The 12,421-nt window shown below is 64.1% G+C and carries 13 protein-coding genes; 3 read left to right on the top strand and 10 right to left on the bottom strand.

The window, feature by feature from the left end:
* Nucleotides 1–193: 193 nt before the first annotated feature.
* Both FIV50_RS08620 and FIV50_RS08625 read right to left on the bottom strand, forming a co-directional pair.
* A complete protein-coding gene (locus FIV50_RS08620) occupies nt 194–3,883 on the bottom strand; it encodes a YobI family P-loop NTPase (protein ID WP_140037086.1) in 3,690 nt (1,229 codons plus the stop codon).
* A 52-nt stretch (nt 3,884–3,935) separates the two neighbouring features.
* Nucleotides 3,936–4,115, bottom strand: coding sequence for a hypothetical protein (locus FIV50_RS08625; RefSeq protein WP_140037087.1), 180 nt, complete (start codon nt 4,113–4,115; stop codon nt 3,936–3,938).
* A 439-nt stretch (nt 4,116–4,554) separates the two neighbouring features.
* On the opposite strand from FIV50_RS08625, the gene FIV50_RS08635 reads away from it, so the two are divergent.
* Nucleotides 4,555–5,202: a hypothetical protein gene (locus tag FIV50_RS08635; RefSeq protein WP_140037089.1), complete on the top strand. Its 648-nt coding sequence runs from the start codon at nt 4,555–4,557 to the stop codon at nt 5,200–5,202.
* An 896-nt stretch (nt 5,203–6,098) separates the two neighbouring features.
* On the opposite strand, the gene FIV50_RS08640 is transcribed toward FIV50_RS08635, so the two are convergent.
* From FIV50_RS08640 to FIV50_RS08665, 6 genes are read right to left on the bottom strand one after another with little or no spacing between them, the layout of a single operon-like run.
* Complete coding sequence (locus FIV50_RS08640; RefSeq protein WP_140037090.1) at nt 6,099–6,659, bottom strand: GNAT family N-acetyltransferase; 561 nt, start codon at nt 6,657–6,659, stop codon at nt 6,099–6,101.
* Complete coding sequence (locus FIV50_RS08645; protein ID WP_258184486.1) at nt 6,660–7,253, bottom strand: GNAT family N-acetyltransferase; 594 nt, start codon at nt 7,251–7,253, stop codon at nt 6,660–6,662.
* Nucleotides 7,250–7,741: an SRPBCC domain-containing protein gene (locus FIV50_RS08650; protein ID WP_140037091.1), complete on the bottom strand. Its 492-nt coding sequence runs from the start codon at nt 7,739–7,741 to the stop codon at nt 7,250–7,252. Before FIV50_RS08650 ends, FIV50_RS08645 begins: the two co-directional genes overlap by 4 nt.
* A complete protein-coding gene (locus tag FIV50_RS08655) occupies nt 7,738–8,070 on the bottom strand; it encodes an ArsR/SmtB family transcription factor (RefSeq protein ID WP_140037092.1) in 333 nt (110 codons plus the stop codon). Before FIV50_RS08655 ends, FIV50_RS08650 begins: the two co-directional genes overlap by 4 nt.
* Nucleotides 8,071–8,082: 12 nt before the next feature.
* The gene (locus tag FIV50_RS08660; protein WP_219846211.1) at nt 8,083–8,646 is read right to left on the bottom strand and encodes a GNAT family N-acetyltransferase; all 564 of its coding nucleotides are present in this window, start codon (nt 8,644–8,646) and stop codon (nt 8,083–8,085) included.
* A gap of 15 nt (nt 8,647–8,661) precedes the next feature.
* On the bottom strand, nt 8,662–9,030 hold the full coding sequence (locus tag FIV50_RS08665; RefSeq protein ID WP_140037093.1) for a VOC family protein: 369 nt from the start codon (nt 9,028–9,030) through the stop codon (nt 8,662–8,664).
* Between the two features lie 95 nt (nt 9,031–9,125).
* Between FIV50_RS08665 and FIV50_RS08670 the strand changes: the two genes are divergently transcribed.
* Both FIV50_RS08670 and FIV50_RS08675 read left to right on the top strand, forming a co-directional pair.
* Complete coding sequence (locus FIV50_RS08670) at nt 9,126–10,451, top strand: MFS transporter (RefSeq protein ID WP_140038695.1); 1,326 nt, start codon at nt 9,126–9,128, stop codon at nt 10,449–10,451.
* A gap of 20 nt (nt 10,452–10,471) precedes the next feature.
* Nucleotides 10,472–10,897 (top strand): GNAT family N-acetyltransferase, encoded by a 426-nt coding sequence (locus tag FIV50_RS08675; RefSeq protein WP_219846212.1) that lies wholly within the window; start codon nt 10,472–10,474, stop codon nt 10,895–10,897.
* Between the two features lie 2 nt (nt 10,898–10,899).
* Here the strand turns inward: FIV50_RS08675 and FIV50_RS08680 are convergent, their stop codons facing one another.
* Both FIV50_RS08680 and FIV50_RS08685 read right to left on the bottom strand, forming a co-directional pair.
* On the bottom strand, nt 10,900–11,640 hold the full coding sequence (locus tag FIV50_RS08680; protein WP_140038696.1) for a formylglycine-generating enzyme family protein: 741 nt from the start codon (nt 11,638–11,640) through the stop codon (nt 10,900–10,902).
* A gap of 11 nt (nt 11,641–11,651) precedes the next feature.
* Nucleotides 11,652–12,410: an SGNH/GDSL hydrolase family protein gene (locus FIV50_RS08685; RefSeq protein WP_140037095.1), complete on the bottom strand. Its 759-nt coding sequence runs from the start codon at nt 12,408–12,410 to the stop codon at nt 11,652–11,654.
* Nucleotides 12,411–12,421: the final 11 nt, after the last annotated feature.

Here is a 12,421-nt window from a genome sequence, read left to right on the forward strand (position 1 = left end):
CCGCGGCAGGGGTTATCGAGGCCGGAAGGCCGATCCCCGTCTTTGCCCCTAAGGCGAGAGATGGGGTAGACGTTCTACCCGGCCTTCGCGCTCTACGAGAACACTCATGCCAGGTGCTCCAATCCGCGACGCCAGATCCGCTGAGCCAATACCGCGCGCCCCACAGACTGCCATGGTGCGCAGACCCCCCGCGTCAGCGGATTCGCTTTACCGACAAGAACTCCTCACCATTCTTTTGCGGGAGTTGGTAAACATATCCGCGCTCTTCGAGACGTCGGAGGAATCTGCGGTGTGTCTTGTCGGCCGGGAACTTTGGCGAGTTCAGATTGAGATCAAATATCGCGGCGTACGGCTCACCCAGTTCACCAAGGATGTAGAAAGCCAGGTCCCAACTGTCCTCGTTGACATCCAGGAGCATGATTCTGAGGATGCGTACGGGCTCGGTCGTATGGCTAGCCAAGGCGGCAAGGTCGGTAGCAAGTACGCGGGACCCGTGTCTGTCAGCGAATGCGACTAGGGCGTCGGCGGCGGCACTCGTGTCTCCTCCAGTGGACTCGAATAGGAAGGTCACGTGCTGAAGCGCCTCTTGCTTGGTGCCGGTCGAGATCGCCCGGTTTGCGAGCAGCGCCGGAACGTCGCTGGTACTTACGAGTGGAACGGCGAGTTCCCACGCGCCCTCGGGGAACTGCTCGAGTAATGCTTCTCGCAGCTCCCATGGGCTCGAAGGCTTGACGATGCTTAGGAGCTCATTCGCGCTGACATACATCGCGCGGGTGAGGGCGGCCACCAGAGCCGCGGGAGCCTTGGCGATAACGGATATGTCTAGGGGTTCCTGGAGCTGGAAGGACCCGAGAATCTCGACGACAATCTTGGGCGGAAGCTCGTCGGAGTGTGCGGTTGCAAGCTCAACGATTCGGTTCGCCAGCCAGGAGCATTCTCCTGACGTCGCCGTAGCTGAGTCCACCCGACGCTCGTGAACGAGAAACTGCGCGACACTCACGGGGAGTCTGCCAGCGCTCGTAACTTCGGTGAGGTTGCGAACCGACGGTGCTGCTCGGAACGTGCTGAAGAGCGCGTCGACTACACGGGGCGGCAAGTCACGAACGTCATCTACGGCGACGTCTGCCGAGGCAAGCTCAGCGACCGCACGAAGACTCGCACGAGCGGACTCATTATCAGCAATCTGGTCATCGAGGCTAGTAAGCACATCCAACAGGCCGGCGGCGGCCTTGATGGAGAGGTCGACCTGGGAACCGTCTAGAGCCAAGTACTCGTCAAGCCGCTCGATAACTGCGTCGTAGAGAGGTCGGTTGGCATGCATCAGCCCGTCCAGTGCCAAGGATCCCAAAGGAGTCACATCGTTGAGGACCGCTAGGTTGTGCGACGTAAGCGCGAAACCCCTGAGCTGCAAGATGACGTCGCGTGCATCCATGGACAGCCGTTCGACGTCTTGAATTGTCACCCCCAGTCGCACCACGGCCGCGGCCGCGTTGGCGGCTACTTGCCCCGCTTCCCTCAGAACCTTGAACTCGTCCTGACGCTGAGCCGCGTAGACCCTAGCGGCAACCAAGTCGGAGTTCGAGAGTGTCGAGATCCGCACGACCCCGAGAGCTCGTCCAAATAGGTCCAAGCATTGGGCGGGTTCGAAAATCGCGGATCGCGCTAAGTAGTCGAGGATCGCCCCTGAACTCCGGGCCAACGCCAAGACCAACTCCCGCGACGCATCTGCACCGCCACTTTCGACCGCGTTGGAGAAGTACGCGTCGAGGAAGGTCTCATCCTCAGGTGTCATCTGGACGAGTTGCCTGACGACGCGATCCGCCGAGCTGTAACGATGGGCAAGGAGGTGGTCGAGGACGAAGACGTTGACCATCCCCCTTCTGGACAGGATGTCCTCGGTGTACTCCTGGAGTATCTGGTCGACGTCTGCGCCAGAAATCGACGCTCCGACAGTCCTCACTGGATTCTCCAGCACACCGTTCACGAAGCTTCGAGCGGTGACGCTGATGTGCTGGCCGGCGTACTCCGTGATAAGTAGGGCAAAGTCTCGCGTGAGCATGTTGCGAGATATAAGCCCTGGCACGAGCCCCTCTCCGAAGCGTTTATGGACATATCTGGCAAAGTTGTAACCGTCGAATGACGCGAAGCGGCTGTCTCCGCCCGAGTTGGCTGTGTAGGCATACTGGGCCATGTCGTAGAGCGATCTCCACGTCGCGTGTTCAAGAGCGGTCTGCTCTTCCCTGAGCTGCTCGCGTTCGAGCTCTATACCGTCAGAACTCGTCTGCCGCGCGAAGTTCAGGGACATCCCGCTGACAGCTTCCACGACCTCGACCGCCATGAGGCTCCCGTTCGAACCGACTCGCAGCGTTTCGCTGGCGATGTCGCGAAGCACATCTAGCGACGTTAGCTGCTCCTCGGTGAAGTAAACGCCGGTGTCGAAATTGCTGAGTGAAACGCCCAGGACCTGGCAGCGGGAAGCAAGCGTCTGCCCGAAGCGGGCAGCGTGTTCGCGAAGACGATCTGCTGTTGGTACCTCGAGCCGCGCCGTCACGGCCGCGAGATGCTCTGCGCGCAGCAGCGCCGCGAAGTCGCGGGCGTGATCGAGCTTGCTGGTCCCCAACCGAATCATCTCGAAGTCCGCGGGGTCAGCATTCTTGTATGCGATGAGAGCGAACAACCGGTCCGGATCGAGTTGGTCGAGCGACCTTCCCGGCCGGAGTAACCTCTCCCGGTAGATCTGGAACTCGTTGCGGATGTTGCGGAGTTGCCGTAGATCCGGAAAGTACTGCGCCACCGCCTGTCGCAGTTCGGAACTCACACCGTGCTCACCAAGACTTTCGAACTCCTTCGTCAGCGTTTCGCGCGCATTGCTGGGGGTCACGAACGGAACGACAGGAACGATGAGATCGAAGAACTTGGTGCGGACAAACGGGTCGGTGTCGGCCCCTTCCAGGGCACTGCTCGTGGGCACGGGAATCAGTGAATCCCGAACCGCATAGATGAACACTATGGGACCGTCAACCAACGGTCGGTGTTGACCTCGGTGCCCACCTCTCGACTCTCGCAAGCGGTCCAGAGCTGAGAAGACCAAGCGCGGTTTCAATTGCGCAGCGTTGTTGAGCAGGAGGTTGAGAGCGCGCAGGCTCGCGAAGATCTCAGTGCCTCCGAACCGGTCCATGTCCTCGAAGACGACCACTCGCTTCTTCGATAGTTGGAAGAAGTAGACGATCTCGTCCAGGTACTTATCGAAGTAAGTGACTTCTTCCTTGCTGATGGTGAGACCCGTCGGCCCTGCCTTGATGTCTCGTATGGACCACTGACCCGCCGTAAGAACGCGGAACGTGAACGCCAGTGCCGTGACGGCGATGAACGTCGCCGCAGACATTGCCAGGTCAAGCGTCAGCTGCCCGCCGCCGAGAAGAACCACGGCTACGGCCACTATCGTCTGCAGTGCAACGCCCACGACGCCGACACCGAGCGCCCATCCGATGGAGCGCACCCATCGGTCTTTCGACGCGCGCGGGAACTTGGAGGCTCGAGCACGAGCAGGATCCACGACGTACAGCAGTTGCTTGACGATCTCCTTCTGGAAGTCGCCCTCATCAGGTTCCGACGTGGCACCCGACGCAGGCAACGGAGAGAGCGCAACTTCCACGACCTGGCCGGGGAACCGGTCGACGATGCTGCGTAGGATGCTCGACTTGCCGGACCCATACGACCCGGCAAGCGCAACGTTCGATACCTCACCGCCTCGAATCGCCTGTTCCAGCGCGTCCGCGTAGGTGCCATGTCGATCTGCGTTGTAGTCAGGGGTCAGAGGGATGAGCGGACGCGCGCGCTCGCTCCCGCTCGAATCCGCGCTCGGCGCTTCGTTGACGTCCATTCGCTCCCGCTTTCTCTGCCGCGCGCGAAACGCGAATCGATGGATGAACCCTCTATTCATATCGAAGTCGCGACTTCTCTGCGCGCATCGCGAAGATCGTCACCGGTTGCTCGCGCAGCGAGAGCTCGCGGTCTGTCAGCGATTCAAGCGGTACCGCGCGTGCCGCCGCAAGGCTTTCACGGTGTTGGGCGCGCATGTCGTAATGCGCCGCCAGCCGCGTGCTTGACCCCATGCCGACTCCTCTCCCGGCCTTCGTTTAGCCGTAGCAACCTTCGAACACTTGTTCTATTCTTGATGTTATGCGGACGGCTGCCACTCACCCACCTGCCACCATATGGATGGTCCACGACATCCCCGCGCGGATGGTGTTCGCGGGGCGCCGATGGAAAGTCTCGGACACACCCACCCGGCTGCGCGACTCGATCTGGAGCGCGTCGCAATCGCGTCACCGCGGACTCTATGGATGGAGACTCCAAGCCACTGACGACGAAGGGTGCTCGTTCGTCTTCGACGTCTTCAAGGCCGAAGACGGCTGGCACGTGCATAGAAGTTACGACTGACCGCTACCGAACCAGAACCGGAACGCACGGCCACTCGCTAGTCACATACGCCAGCGACCTACGGCCGCTCCGGACTAAACCACCGAACCGACGCCAACCGAATGCAAACGAATGACCGATCCCCTGTTCTGGCTGCCTGACCACCAGCACCACGCGCTCTACACAGTCGCTCATGTCGATGCCACCATCGACAAGATGGCCGGCATTCTCGAGACCTACCTTCGAAGCCCCGGCCCGCTCGATCTGCGTTCGCGGTTGACTCCAACTCACGAGGAAGTCGTCCTCGCTGGCATCGCTCCGCTTCCCGAAGCGGTGCCCCGCCTCTTTGCGGACGCACTCAATCAGCTGCGGAATGCGATGGAGCACACGCTGGGAGCCGAGCTTCGGCATCGACTCACGCGGGAACTCACCCTCGACGAAGCTCGGGCAGTCGAAGTTCCATCTACCGGTTCAGAAGTTGCCTTCGACGCGTGGACTCGACACAAGCACCGCAAGTCGCACGAACTGTTGGCTCGCGGTAGCGAGCTTGGAGAGCGGCTTGCTCGCTTGCAGCCGTGGAATCGCCGCGACGTCGACATGCATCCGCTTCGCCGACTCGTCACACACACGAACGCCGCCAAGCACCAGGCGCCGACCGTCACGGCAGTGCGTGTGGGGAAGGTCATGCACGATTCCGCCCCTCGCGACGAGCCCACAGAAGCTCATGAACTTGGGGGGCGTCGGGTCAGTCATCGCTGCCGTACCCCGCGGCAAGGTTGAAGGGATCTCCGTTTGGCCGCAGGTCGCTGTCCGACGCCCTCACACCTCCGAACTCCGCGCCCTGATGTGGGAGCTACGAGAGATCGAAGAATGGGTCAGGCGAATCGCACTACCGATCCTGATTGCGGGTCGCGTGGATCTTCCGGAGCTGCGCCCACGTCTCGATGTCAGTGCAGGGTACGAATCCGCGAACGACGCATGGATGGTTGCGGGATCAGACTCAGCAGCGCTTCGCGCTAGCCAACGGCTGCAAGCGACCGCGCTTCGCGTGGACATTGCGCAGATGATGGTTGCTGAAGACGGTGAGGCGAGTCGCGAGGAGTACACACGTTGGCTTGCCGGCATTGGAGACGCGAGCGTTCTCGCGATGTTCCACCCCCTCGGAGAAGCGGCAAAGCGGCAAGACTTCGACGCCATCATGCGAATCATCGGAGGATGGCGAGCCGCAGCACGCGCGGCAACACCGGGCAGAACGAAGAGCGCTTGACTGCGGACTCCTGTCAGCCAGCCACCTCCGGTTTCGACCGCAGCCGCGCCCGAGGCGGTCGCGCGCCGTCAACGCTGCTCACTCACTTCAAAGGCCCACGATGGAGCGACGAACAGTCGCCCGCCCTCCTGGTGACTTCGACCCCTGAAGGACCTCAGCCTTCAACGCTCACGACCGCCGGCGGAATGAGGGCGAATAGTCCCCGAAGTGATACGCCGGATATCCAGTCGCGTCTGGATCGACCTCCCCTTCGCTTGTAGATCAGCGGTGTCGAAGCCAGTCATACTCCCATTGCTGTCACGACTAACCGGCGCCCGCAGCGGTGAAGACGCCTCCGAGTGCGCCCCGCACCGGAGTCAGGTGTCTGCGGGCTGCATCTGGCTGTTGAACATGTGTCCGCCTCGCTAGGTCACCATGGAGTGCCTCGCAGGTCGATGTCGCCCAGCGGCCACGGATCTGCGTCAACACCCGAGCCGGCCGCGAAGACGAGTATCGGCCCCGCTGAAGAGGTCACCGTTTCGTTCGCGTCGACCATCGACACATGACGCTCCACGGCATTCACCCGCGACCAACCGGTGCGCTCGTAGAACGAGGCGACCTCCTCACGGCACCCGAGGTAGCCGAAGTCGACTCGATCGTCGTCGCGCATCGCCTGCTGGGCGTGGGTCATCACACGCCGGCCGACGCCGTCGGATCGCCAGCCCGGATGAACCAGTACTCCCCCGGTTCCTGCGACCGCGACGTCCCGTGCGCCGACGCGTATGAGGCGCCGTTGAAAGCCGACGTGCGCGACCGCGATCGAGTCACGGAAGAGCACCGTGTGGACATCTGCCGGCGAATACCCGTATGGGCGGTCAGGGTTCCACTCTCCGTACTCCGCTCGGTACTCACGATCGAAGAGTTCTCTCAGCCCCGCCGATTGCGATTCGGACAGGGCATTATGCTCGACGACGGCGACGTGGTCCGTCATTCAGAGACCGCCGTGCGTCGGAGCGACGACGGTGGGCGTCGGATTCAGCGCCGTCACTGTCAGGATGTCCCGCCCGTGCTCGCTCGCGGCGCGATCATTGCCTGAGTCCACGAATCCGAGCTTCGTGAGCACGCGGCGTGAGGCGACATTCCATTCCCAGACGCTTGCCCACGCTCGCTCGTGCCCCGCTGAACCGGCCCACGTGAGAACGGCCGTGGCGGCCTCTGTCGCATACCCGCGATTGTGGGCGCTGCGCAGGAGTTCGAAGGCGATCTCCGGCTCGCCCTCTGCTCCGTTGCCCTCGAAGATGAGTCCGCAGTAGCCGTAGACCTCGCCGGTCGCGGCGTCCTCTACAGACAGCAGGTCGGAGCGCTCCCTTCCCTTGTTCGCGATGTCGGCCGCTATCTCGGAGACCGTGGGGCGGCCGTCAGCATCGAGCTTCCGGTGAGCCGGCACGCGCTCGTCGCGTTCGGTCCACAACCGGTGGAAGACCTCCGCATCCGTAACCGCCTGTGGCCGGAGGGTCAAACGGTCGGTGCGGAGCGTCGCCCCGCTCAGCGCGCCCCGCGCCCGGAGGTCGGCGTTCATACTCATGTCGCCGATCCGGCCTCGACGAGTTCGGCGAGAGCTGATGTGACCGAGCCCCAGCCCTCGAAGAAGCCGAGGCCTTCATGCAGATTCCGGGCAGCGGGATCGCCATGACGTAGGATCACGCGGTACGTCGTGCCCTCGGCATGTTCGTCGAGGGTGATCTCCGCCGTCATCGAGACGGGTTCCGGCTTCGCCGGACGCCAGGAGCTGTCGATGGCGTTGGTGAAGACCAATCGTCTCTCGGGCTCCACGACGAGGAAGATCCCATCCGTATGTGGGATGTACTCCCCCGCAGCCTCACGCATGCTGGTGACGAAATCGCCACCGGGTTGCACGTCCAGTCGATCGATCCGTGCCTGCATGGGGGCAGGAACCCACCACCGTGCGAGAAGCTCTGGGTCGGTCCAGGCCCGCCACACCGACGACGGTGATGCCCGGATCGTCCTCTCCAGGGTCAGGTCGAGTCGCGGGTCGAGTGCTGTGCTGGTCATCGATTCTCCTCCAGATCGGCCATCAGGGATTCGAGGCGGTCGGTGCGGTCATCCCAGATCCGCCGTTGCTCGTCGAGCCAGTGCCCCACGACCGCAAGACGGTCGCGATCAAGTGTGCAGGTGCGCACGCGCCCGGTTTTGGAAGTGCGGATGAGCCCGCTCTCCTCCAGAGCGCGGATGTGCTTCATGAATGACGGAAGCGTGATGGGGAAGGGCTGCGCGAGCTCGCCCACGCTCGCCGGGCCGCGACCGAGTGTGCGAACGACCTCGCGACGAGTCGGATCCGCAAGCGCGAGGAAGACTCCGTTCACGTCCTGATGGTTAGCCATGTAGAAAAGTATTCACCACGAGGATGGTAAGCGCAATGGCAAAGTGTTTGCGGGTCTCTCCATGCAAACGAGTCCCTCGCGTTCGTCCCACGACGCGACGCGCTTGAAACCACGAGATTCGTAGAGTCGGATCGCCGGTGCGCGCCACTCCCAGACCGACAGGCGTACCCGCCCGGACGTCAGCGTGAGGGCCGCATCCAACAACGCGGATCCGACTCCTCGCCCTCGGAGGTTCGGATCTGCCCAGAGGCGCTTGATCTCAGCCTCTCCCCCATCGATCCGAACGATCACCACCCCGACGGCCACCTGCTCGGTGATCGCGAGCAGGGTCGTGCAGTCCGCGTAGGCGGCGTTCGGATCCTCCAGCTCCCGCGCGTACCTCGTCGGCAGCGATGTCAGCGGTGCAGGCGATTCGGCCTGACCGTGCTCGAGCTTCTCCGTTTCGGTCTGGAGCAGATACGTGCCGACGAGCTCACTCACCGCGGTTGTATCGGCGTCATCCCAGGTCGATTCACGGACACGGATCGACAGACGGAGCTCGTCGTACGGTGGATGAGAATGAGGATGCGACGTCACTCCCTCATTCTGTCGTCACTGTGCAGCCCAGACTCCCAGCTCGTTGCCGCTCGGGTCGATGAAGTGCAGTCGTCGCCCACCCGGGAACTCGTAGGGCCCCTGGGTGACCGCGCCGCCTGCGTCGGCGATCGCCTGCTGCGTGGCGTCGAGATCGTCGGAGTACAGCAGCACGAGCGGCCCCCCGGGCGGACGCCCCTGGTCGGAGAGCAGCAGACCGCCGACCTCCGAGCCGTCTCCGGTCAGCGAGGCGATACCCGCGTAGGCGGGACCGTAGTCCACGAAGACCCAGCCGAACGCATCTCGATAGAAGCGCTTGGCTGTCTCGAGATCATTGACGACGAGCTCGACGTAGTTGATGGAGTGGTGCACGGGTAGGGGTGTCATGCGGCCACGGTATCGAGAGCATCGGACATCCGGCACCCCATGCTCGAGCCGTCCGTGCGTCGGGAGGTTCTCCCGCGAGGAGTACCGTGGGAGGAGTGCAACAGGTTCCCCGCTCCCCCGTGACCACCCCGGGATGGAGAGCCTGGCTCATCTGGGGCGTGGGTGTCGCCGCCTACGTTCTCGCCATCACCAATCGCACGTCGCTCGGCGCGGTCGGAGTAGAGGCCGCCGATCGATTCCAGGCGGATGCGTCGACCCTCGCCCTGTTCGCCGTGGTTCAGCTCGCCGTCTACGGCGGCATGCAGATACCCATCGGCATCCTGCTCGACCGCTTCGGCTCGCGCCCCATAATGACGATCGGCATGCTGCTCATGGCAGCCGGCCAGCTCACGATGGCCCTCTCCCCCGGCATCGGGATCGCGATCTTCGCCCGCATCCTGCTCGGTGCCGGCGACGCGGCGGTCTTCCCCGCCGTGCTCCGGCTGGTGGCCACGTGGTTCCCCGCGCAGCGAGGACCGATCATGGTGCAGTTCACCGGCATCATCGGTCAGGCGGGTCAGCTGATCGCTCTCGTCCCGCTCGCAGCGCTTCTGCACGCGACCACGTGGACGATCACTTTCGGCAGCATCGCGGGGCTCGGTGTCCTGTTCACGATCCTCGTCGCGCTGGTCATCCGCAACCACCCCGCCGAGCGTGGTGCTGATGTGACCGTCAACACCGACACAGGTGTGATTCGCGTAGTCACCTCGGCGATCGATACCGGCGTGGGCATCCGAGCGGCGTGGGCTCACCCCGGCACCCGACTCGCCTTCTGGTCGCACTTCACCACGCCGTTCGCCGGCACCGCATTCATCCTGCTCTGGGGAATGCCCTTCCTCACCGCGGCCCAGGGCCTCGACACTGCGCACGCGGCGGGCATCATCTCGGTGTACGTGGTCGCCGGAATGGCGCTCGGTCCCATCATCGGCGACCTCTCGCGCCGTCTGCCCAATCAGCGTTCGCTCGCACTCGTCCTGCCTGCCGTCGGGGTCCAGTTCGTCGCCTGGGTGGCCGTCATCGCTCTGCCCGGACCGGCTCCACTCTGGCTGCTCTACGTGTTGGCCGTCGCTCTCGCGACAGGAGGCCCGGCAAGCATGATCGCCTTCGACCACGCCAGGACCCACAACCCGTCGCACCGCCTGAGCACCGCGACCGGAGTGACCAACGCGGGTGGGTTCATCGCGGCTCTGATCGCGATCTTCCTCATCGGCCTCGCGCTCGACCTGCAGGGCGCGGGAACGCCGGAAACGTACTCGCTGGAGGCATTCCGTGTCGCGTTCCTCATGCCCATCCCGCTGTGGATCCTCGGCGTCACCTTCATCCTGATCGAGCGCAAGCGCACGCGCATCAGGATGGGCTTGGATCCCGAGAGGCGTCGCTGACTGCTTCTAGGATGAAGCTCATGCCCACGAGCTTCACCTTCTCGAACGACCCTGCCCTGATCGACCGTGGCCTGGTGCACCGCTGGCTGAGCGAGGAGTCGTACTGGGCGAAGGGCCGTAGTCGCGCGACTCAGGATGCCGCGATCGACGCGTCGCGCAACTACTCGATCCGCGACGAGGGCGATCGGCAGGTGGGGTACGCCCGGGTCGTGACCGACGGCGTGACCTTCGCGTGGCTGTGCGACGTGTTCGTCGTCGAGGAGGCCCGAGGGCACGGAGTCGGAAAGATGCTCGTCGAGGGTGTCCTGGAGGACCTTCGCGAATCATCGACGGTCAAGCGCATCATGCTCGCCACGAGCACCGCGAGCGGTCTCTACGCGCAGTACGGCTTCGCGCCGTCTGCCGATCCGAACCACTACATGGTGAAGCTGATCGACCGAGGATGATCTCAGCGGCCGGGTCGCCTCAACGGCGTCCAGCCGAAGGGCACGGGACCGTCGACGACCGCCCGCTCGCGATCGGCTCGCGCTGACCAGCCCTGCGCCTCATCGGGCGTGTCGAAGGCTCCTCTGGCGACTCGCAGGCCGACATCCTCATGATGCATCCGGGGCGCTCCCCCTCGCCGCACGGACGCCCGGACGCTCCACGTATCGTCGTCGAATCCCCCACCACGGAACACGCGGTACTCGCCATAGCGGGCCGGGTCCAGAAGATCCCAGCACCACTCCCACACGTTGCCGAGGGTGTCGAAGAGGCCGTGCAGGTTCGGCAGCTTGCCACCGACATCCTGCGGGGCCGAGACCGCATCGGCGCTCGTCCAGGCGGCATCGGCGAGAGGCGCGTAATGAGGACCGACTGAACCCGCCCTGCAGGCGTACTCCCACTCGGCCTCGGTGGGCAGTCGATAGCCGTCGCCCGTCGCATCCCAGCTGACGTCTTCGCCGTCGAACCGATAGACCGGGTCGAGCCCCTCCCACTCGGAGGCGGCATTGCAGAAATGGATCGCGCGCAACCAGCTCACATCGACTGCGGGTCGCCGCGGATGCCGTGACGCGATGGGGAGGATCTCTGCGAGCTGCTCTTCGGTGACCGGGAACACCCCGATCTCGAAGTCCTCGATGGCGACGGTCCGCTCGACCTTGCGACGCGCATCGTGGAGGGTGACCGAGCCGCCTGCGATGCGGCGCATCTCGATGTCGGTCACGCGTGCGGAACTCTCTCGACCCAGTCGGGGTACTTCGCCGCGCGTCCGTCACCGGACGAGGTGCGAGTGACGCGCCGTCTGACCCAGGGGCCCACGAATTCTCGGTAGTAGGCGAGGCCGGCCGGCCCGCCGGCGGTGAGAGCGGTCGGAGACCACCACGTCGACGGCGGCTCGAAACCCAGGCCGTGGAGCACCCGCGCGGCGACACGGTGGTGACCGGCGGCGTTCATGTGGAGTCGATCCTCGGACCAGTACTTTGCATCGGCGAGCTCTCGATCGGGCCAGTTCAGGGCACGCACGACGTCGTCGCGACCCTCGACGCGGCGCAGCACTGCGTCGGAGAGCAGGTCGCCGCGACGCTGCACGAGCGACCCCATCGGAAGCTGTCCACTCGGATTCGCACCGGAGAGAAGGATCAGTGTGACGCCCTCTTCGTCGCACCGGCGCAGTACTCGACTGAATGCGTCGGCGATGTGCTCGAGGTCGGTCCTCGGTCGGAGCATGTCGTTGCCGCCGCCGTTGAACGACAGATGCGTGGGACGCAGCGCGAGCGCGGGTTCGAGCTGCTGCTCGACGATCGGCCAAGCCAGCTTGCCGCGGATCGCGAGATTCGCGTAGCTGATCGAGTGGCCGGCGGCATCGGCCCAGCCCTGAGCCACGAGGTCGGCCCACCCTCGTTCACGGCCGTCGGGCAGAAGATCACCCACTCCCTCGGTGAAGGAATCTCCGATGGCCACATAACGTACTTCTGTCACCTCGACAGCCT

It is taken from the genome of Microbacterium foliorum (assembly GCF_006385575.1).
GTDB classification, from domain to species: domain Bacteria; phylum Actinomycetota; class Actinomycetes; order Actinomycetales; family Microbacteriaceae; genus Microbacterium; species Microbacterium foliorum_B.

What these genes read in the sequence shown, in the direction of transcription:
- FIV50_RS08620 (WP_140037086.1), bottom strand. Translation starts at nt 3,883, where the DNA reads ATGGACGTCAACGAAGCGCCGAGCGCGGATTCGAGCGGGAGCGAGCGC.
- FIV50_RS08625 (WP_140037087.1), bottom strand. Translation starts at nt 4,115, where the DNA reads ATGGGGTCAAGCACGCGGCTGGCGGCGCATTACGACATGCGCGCCCAA.
- FIV50_RS08635 (WP_140037089.1), top strand. Translation starts at nt 4,555, where the DNA reads ATGACCGATCCCCTGTTCTGGCTGCCTGACCACCAGCACCACGCGCTC.
- FIV50_RS08640 (WP_140037090.1), bottom strand. Translation starts at nt 6,659, where the DNA reads ATGACGGACCACGTCGCCGTCGTCGAGCATAATGCCCTGTCCGAATCG.
- FIV50_RS08645 (WP_258184486.1), bottom strand. Translation starts at nt 7,253, where the DNA reads ATGAGTATGAACGCCGACCTCCGGGCGCGGGGCGCGCTGAGCGGGGCG.
- FIV50_RS08650 (WP_140037091.1), bottom strand. Translation starts at nt 7,741, where the DNA reads ATGACCAGCACAGCACTCGACCCGCGACTCGACCTGACCCTGGAGAGG.
- FIV50_RS08655 (WP_140037092.1), bottom strand. Translation starts at nt 8,070, where the DNA reads ATGGCTAACCATCAGGACGTGAACGGAGTCTTCCTCGCGCTTGCGGAT.
- FIV50_RS08665 (WP_140037093.1), bottom strand. Translation starts at nt 9,030, where the DNA reads ATGACACCCCTACCCGTGCACCACTCCATCAACTACGTCGAGCTCGTC.
- FIV50_RS08675 (WP_219846212.1), top strand. Translation starts at nt 10,472, where the DNA reads ATGCCCACGAGCTTCACCTTCTCGAACGACCCTGCCCTGATCGACCGT.
- FIV50_RS08680 (WP_140038696.1), bottom strand. Translation starts at nt 11,640, where the DNA reads ATGCGCCGCATCGCAGGCGGCTCGGTCACCCTCCACGATGCGCGTCGC.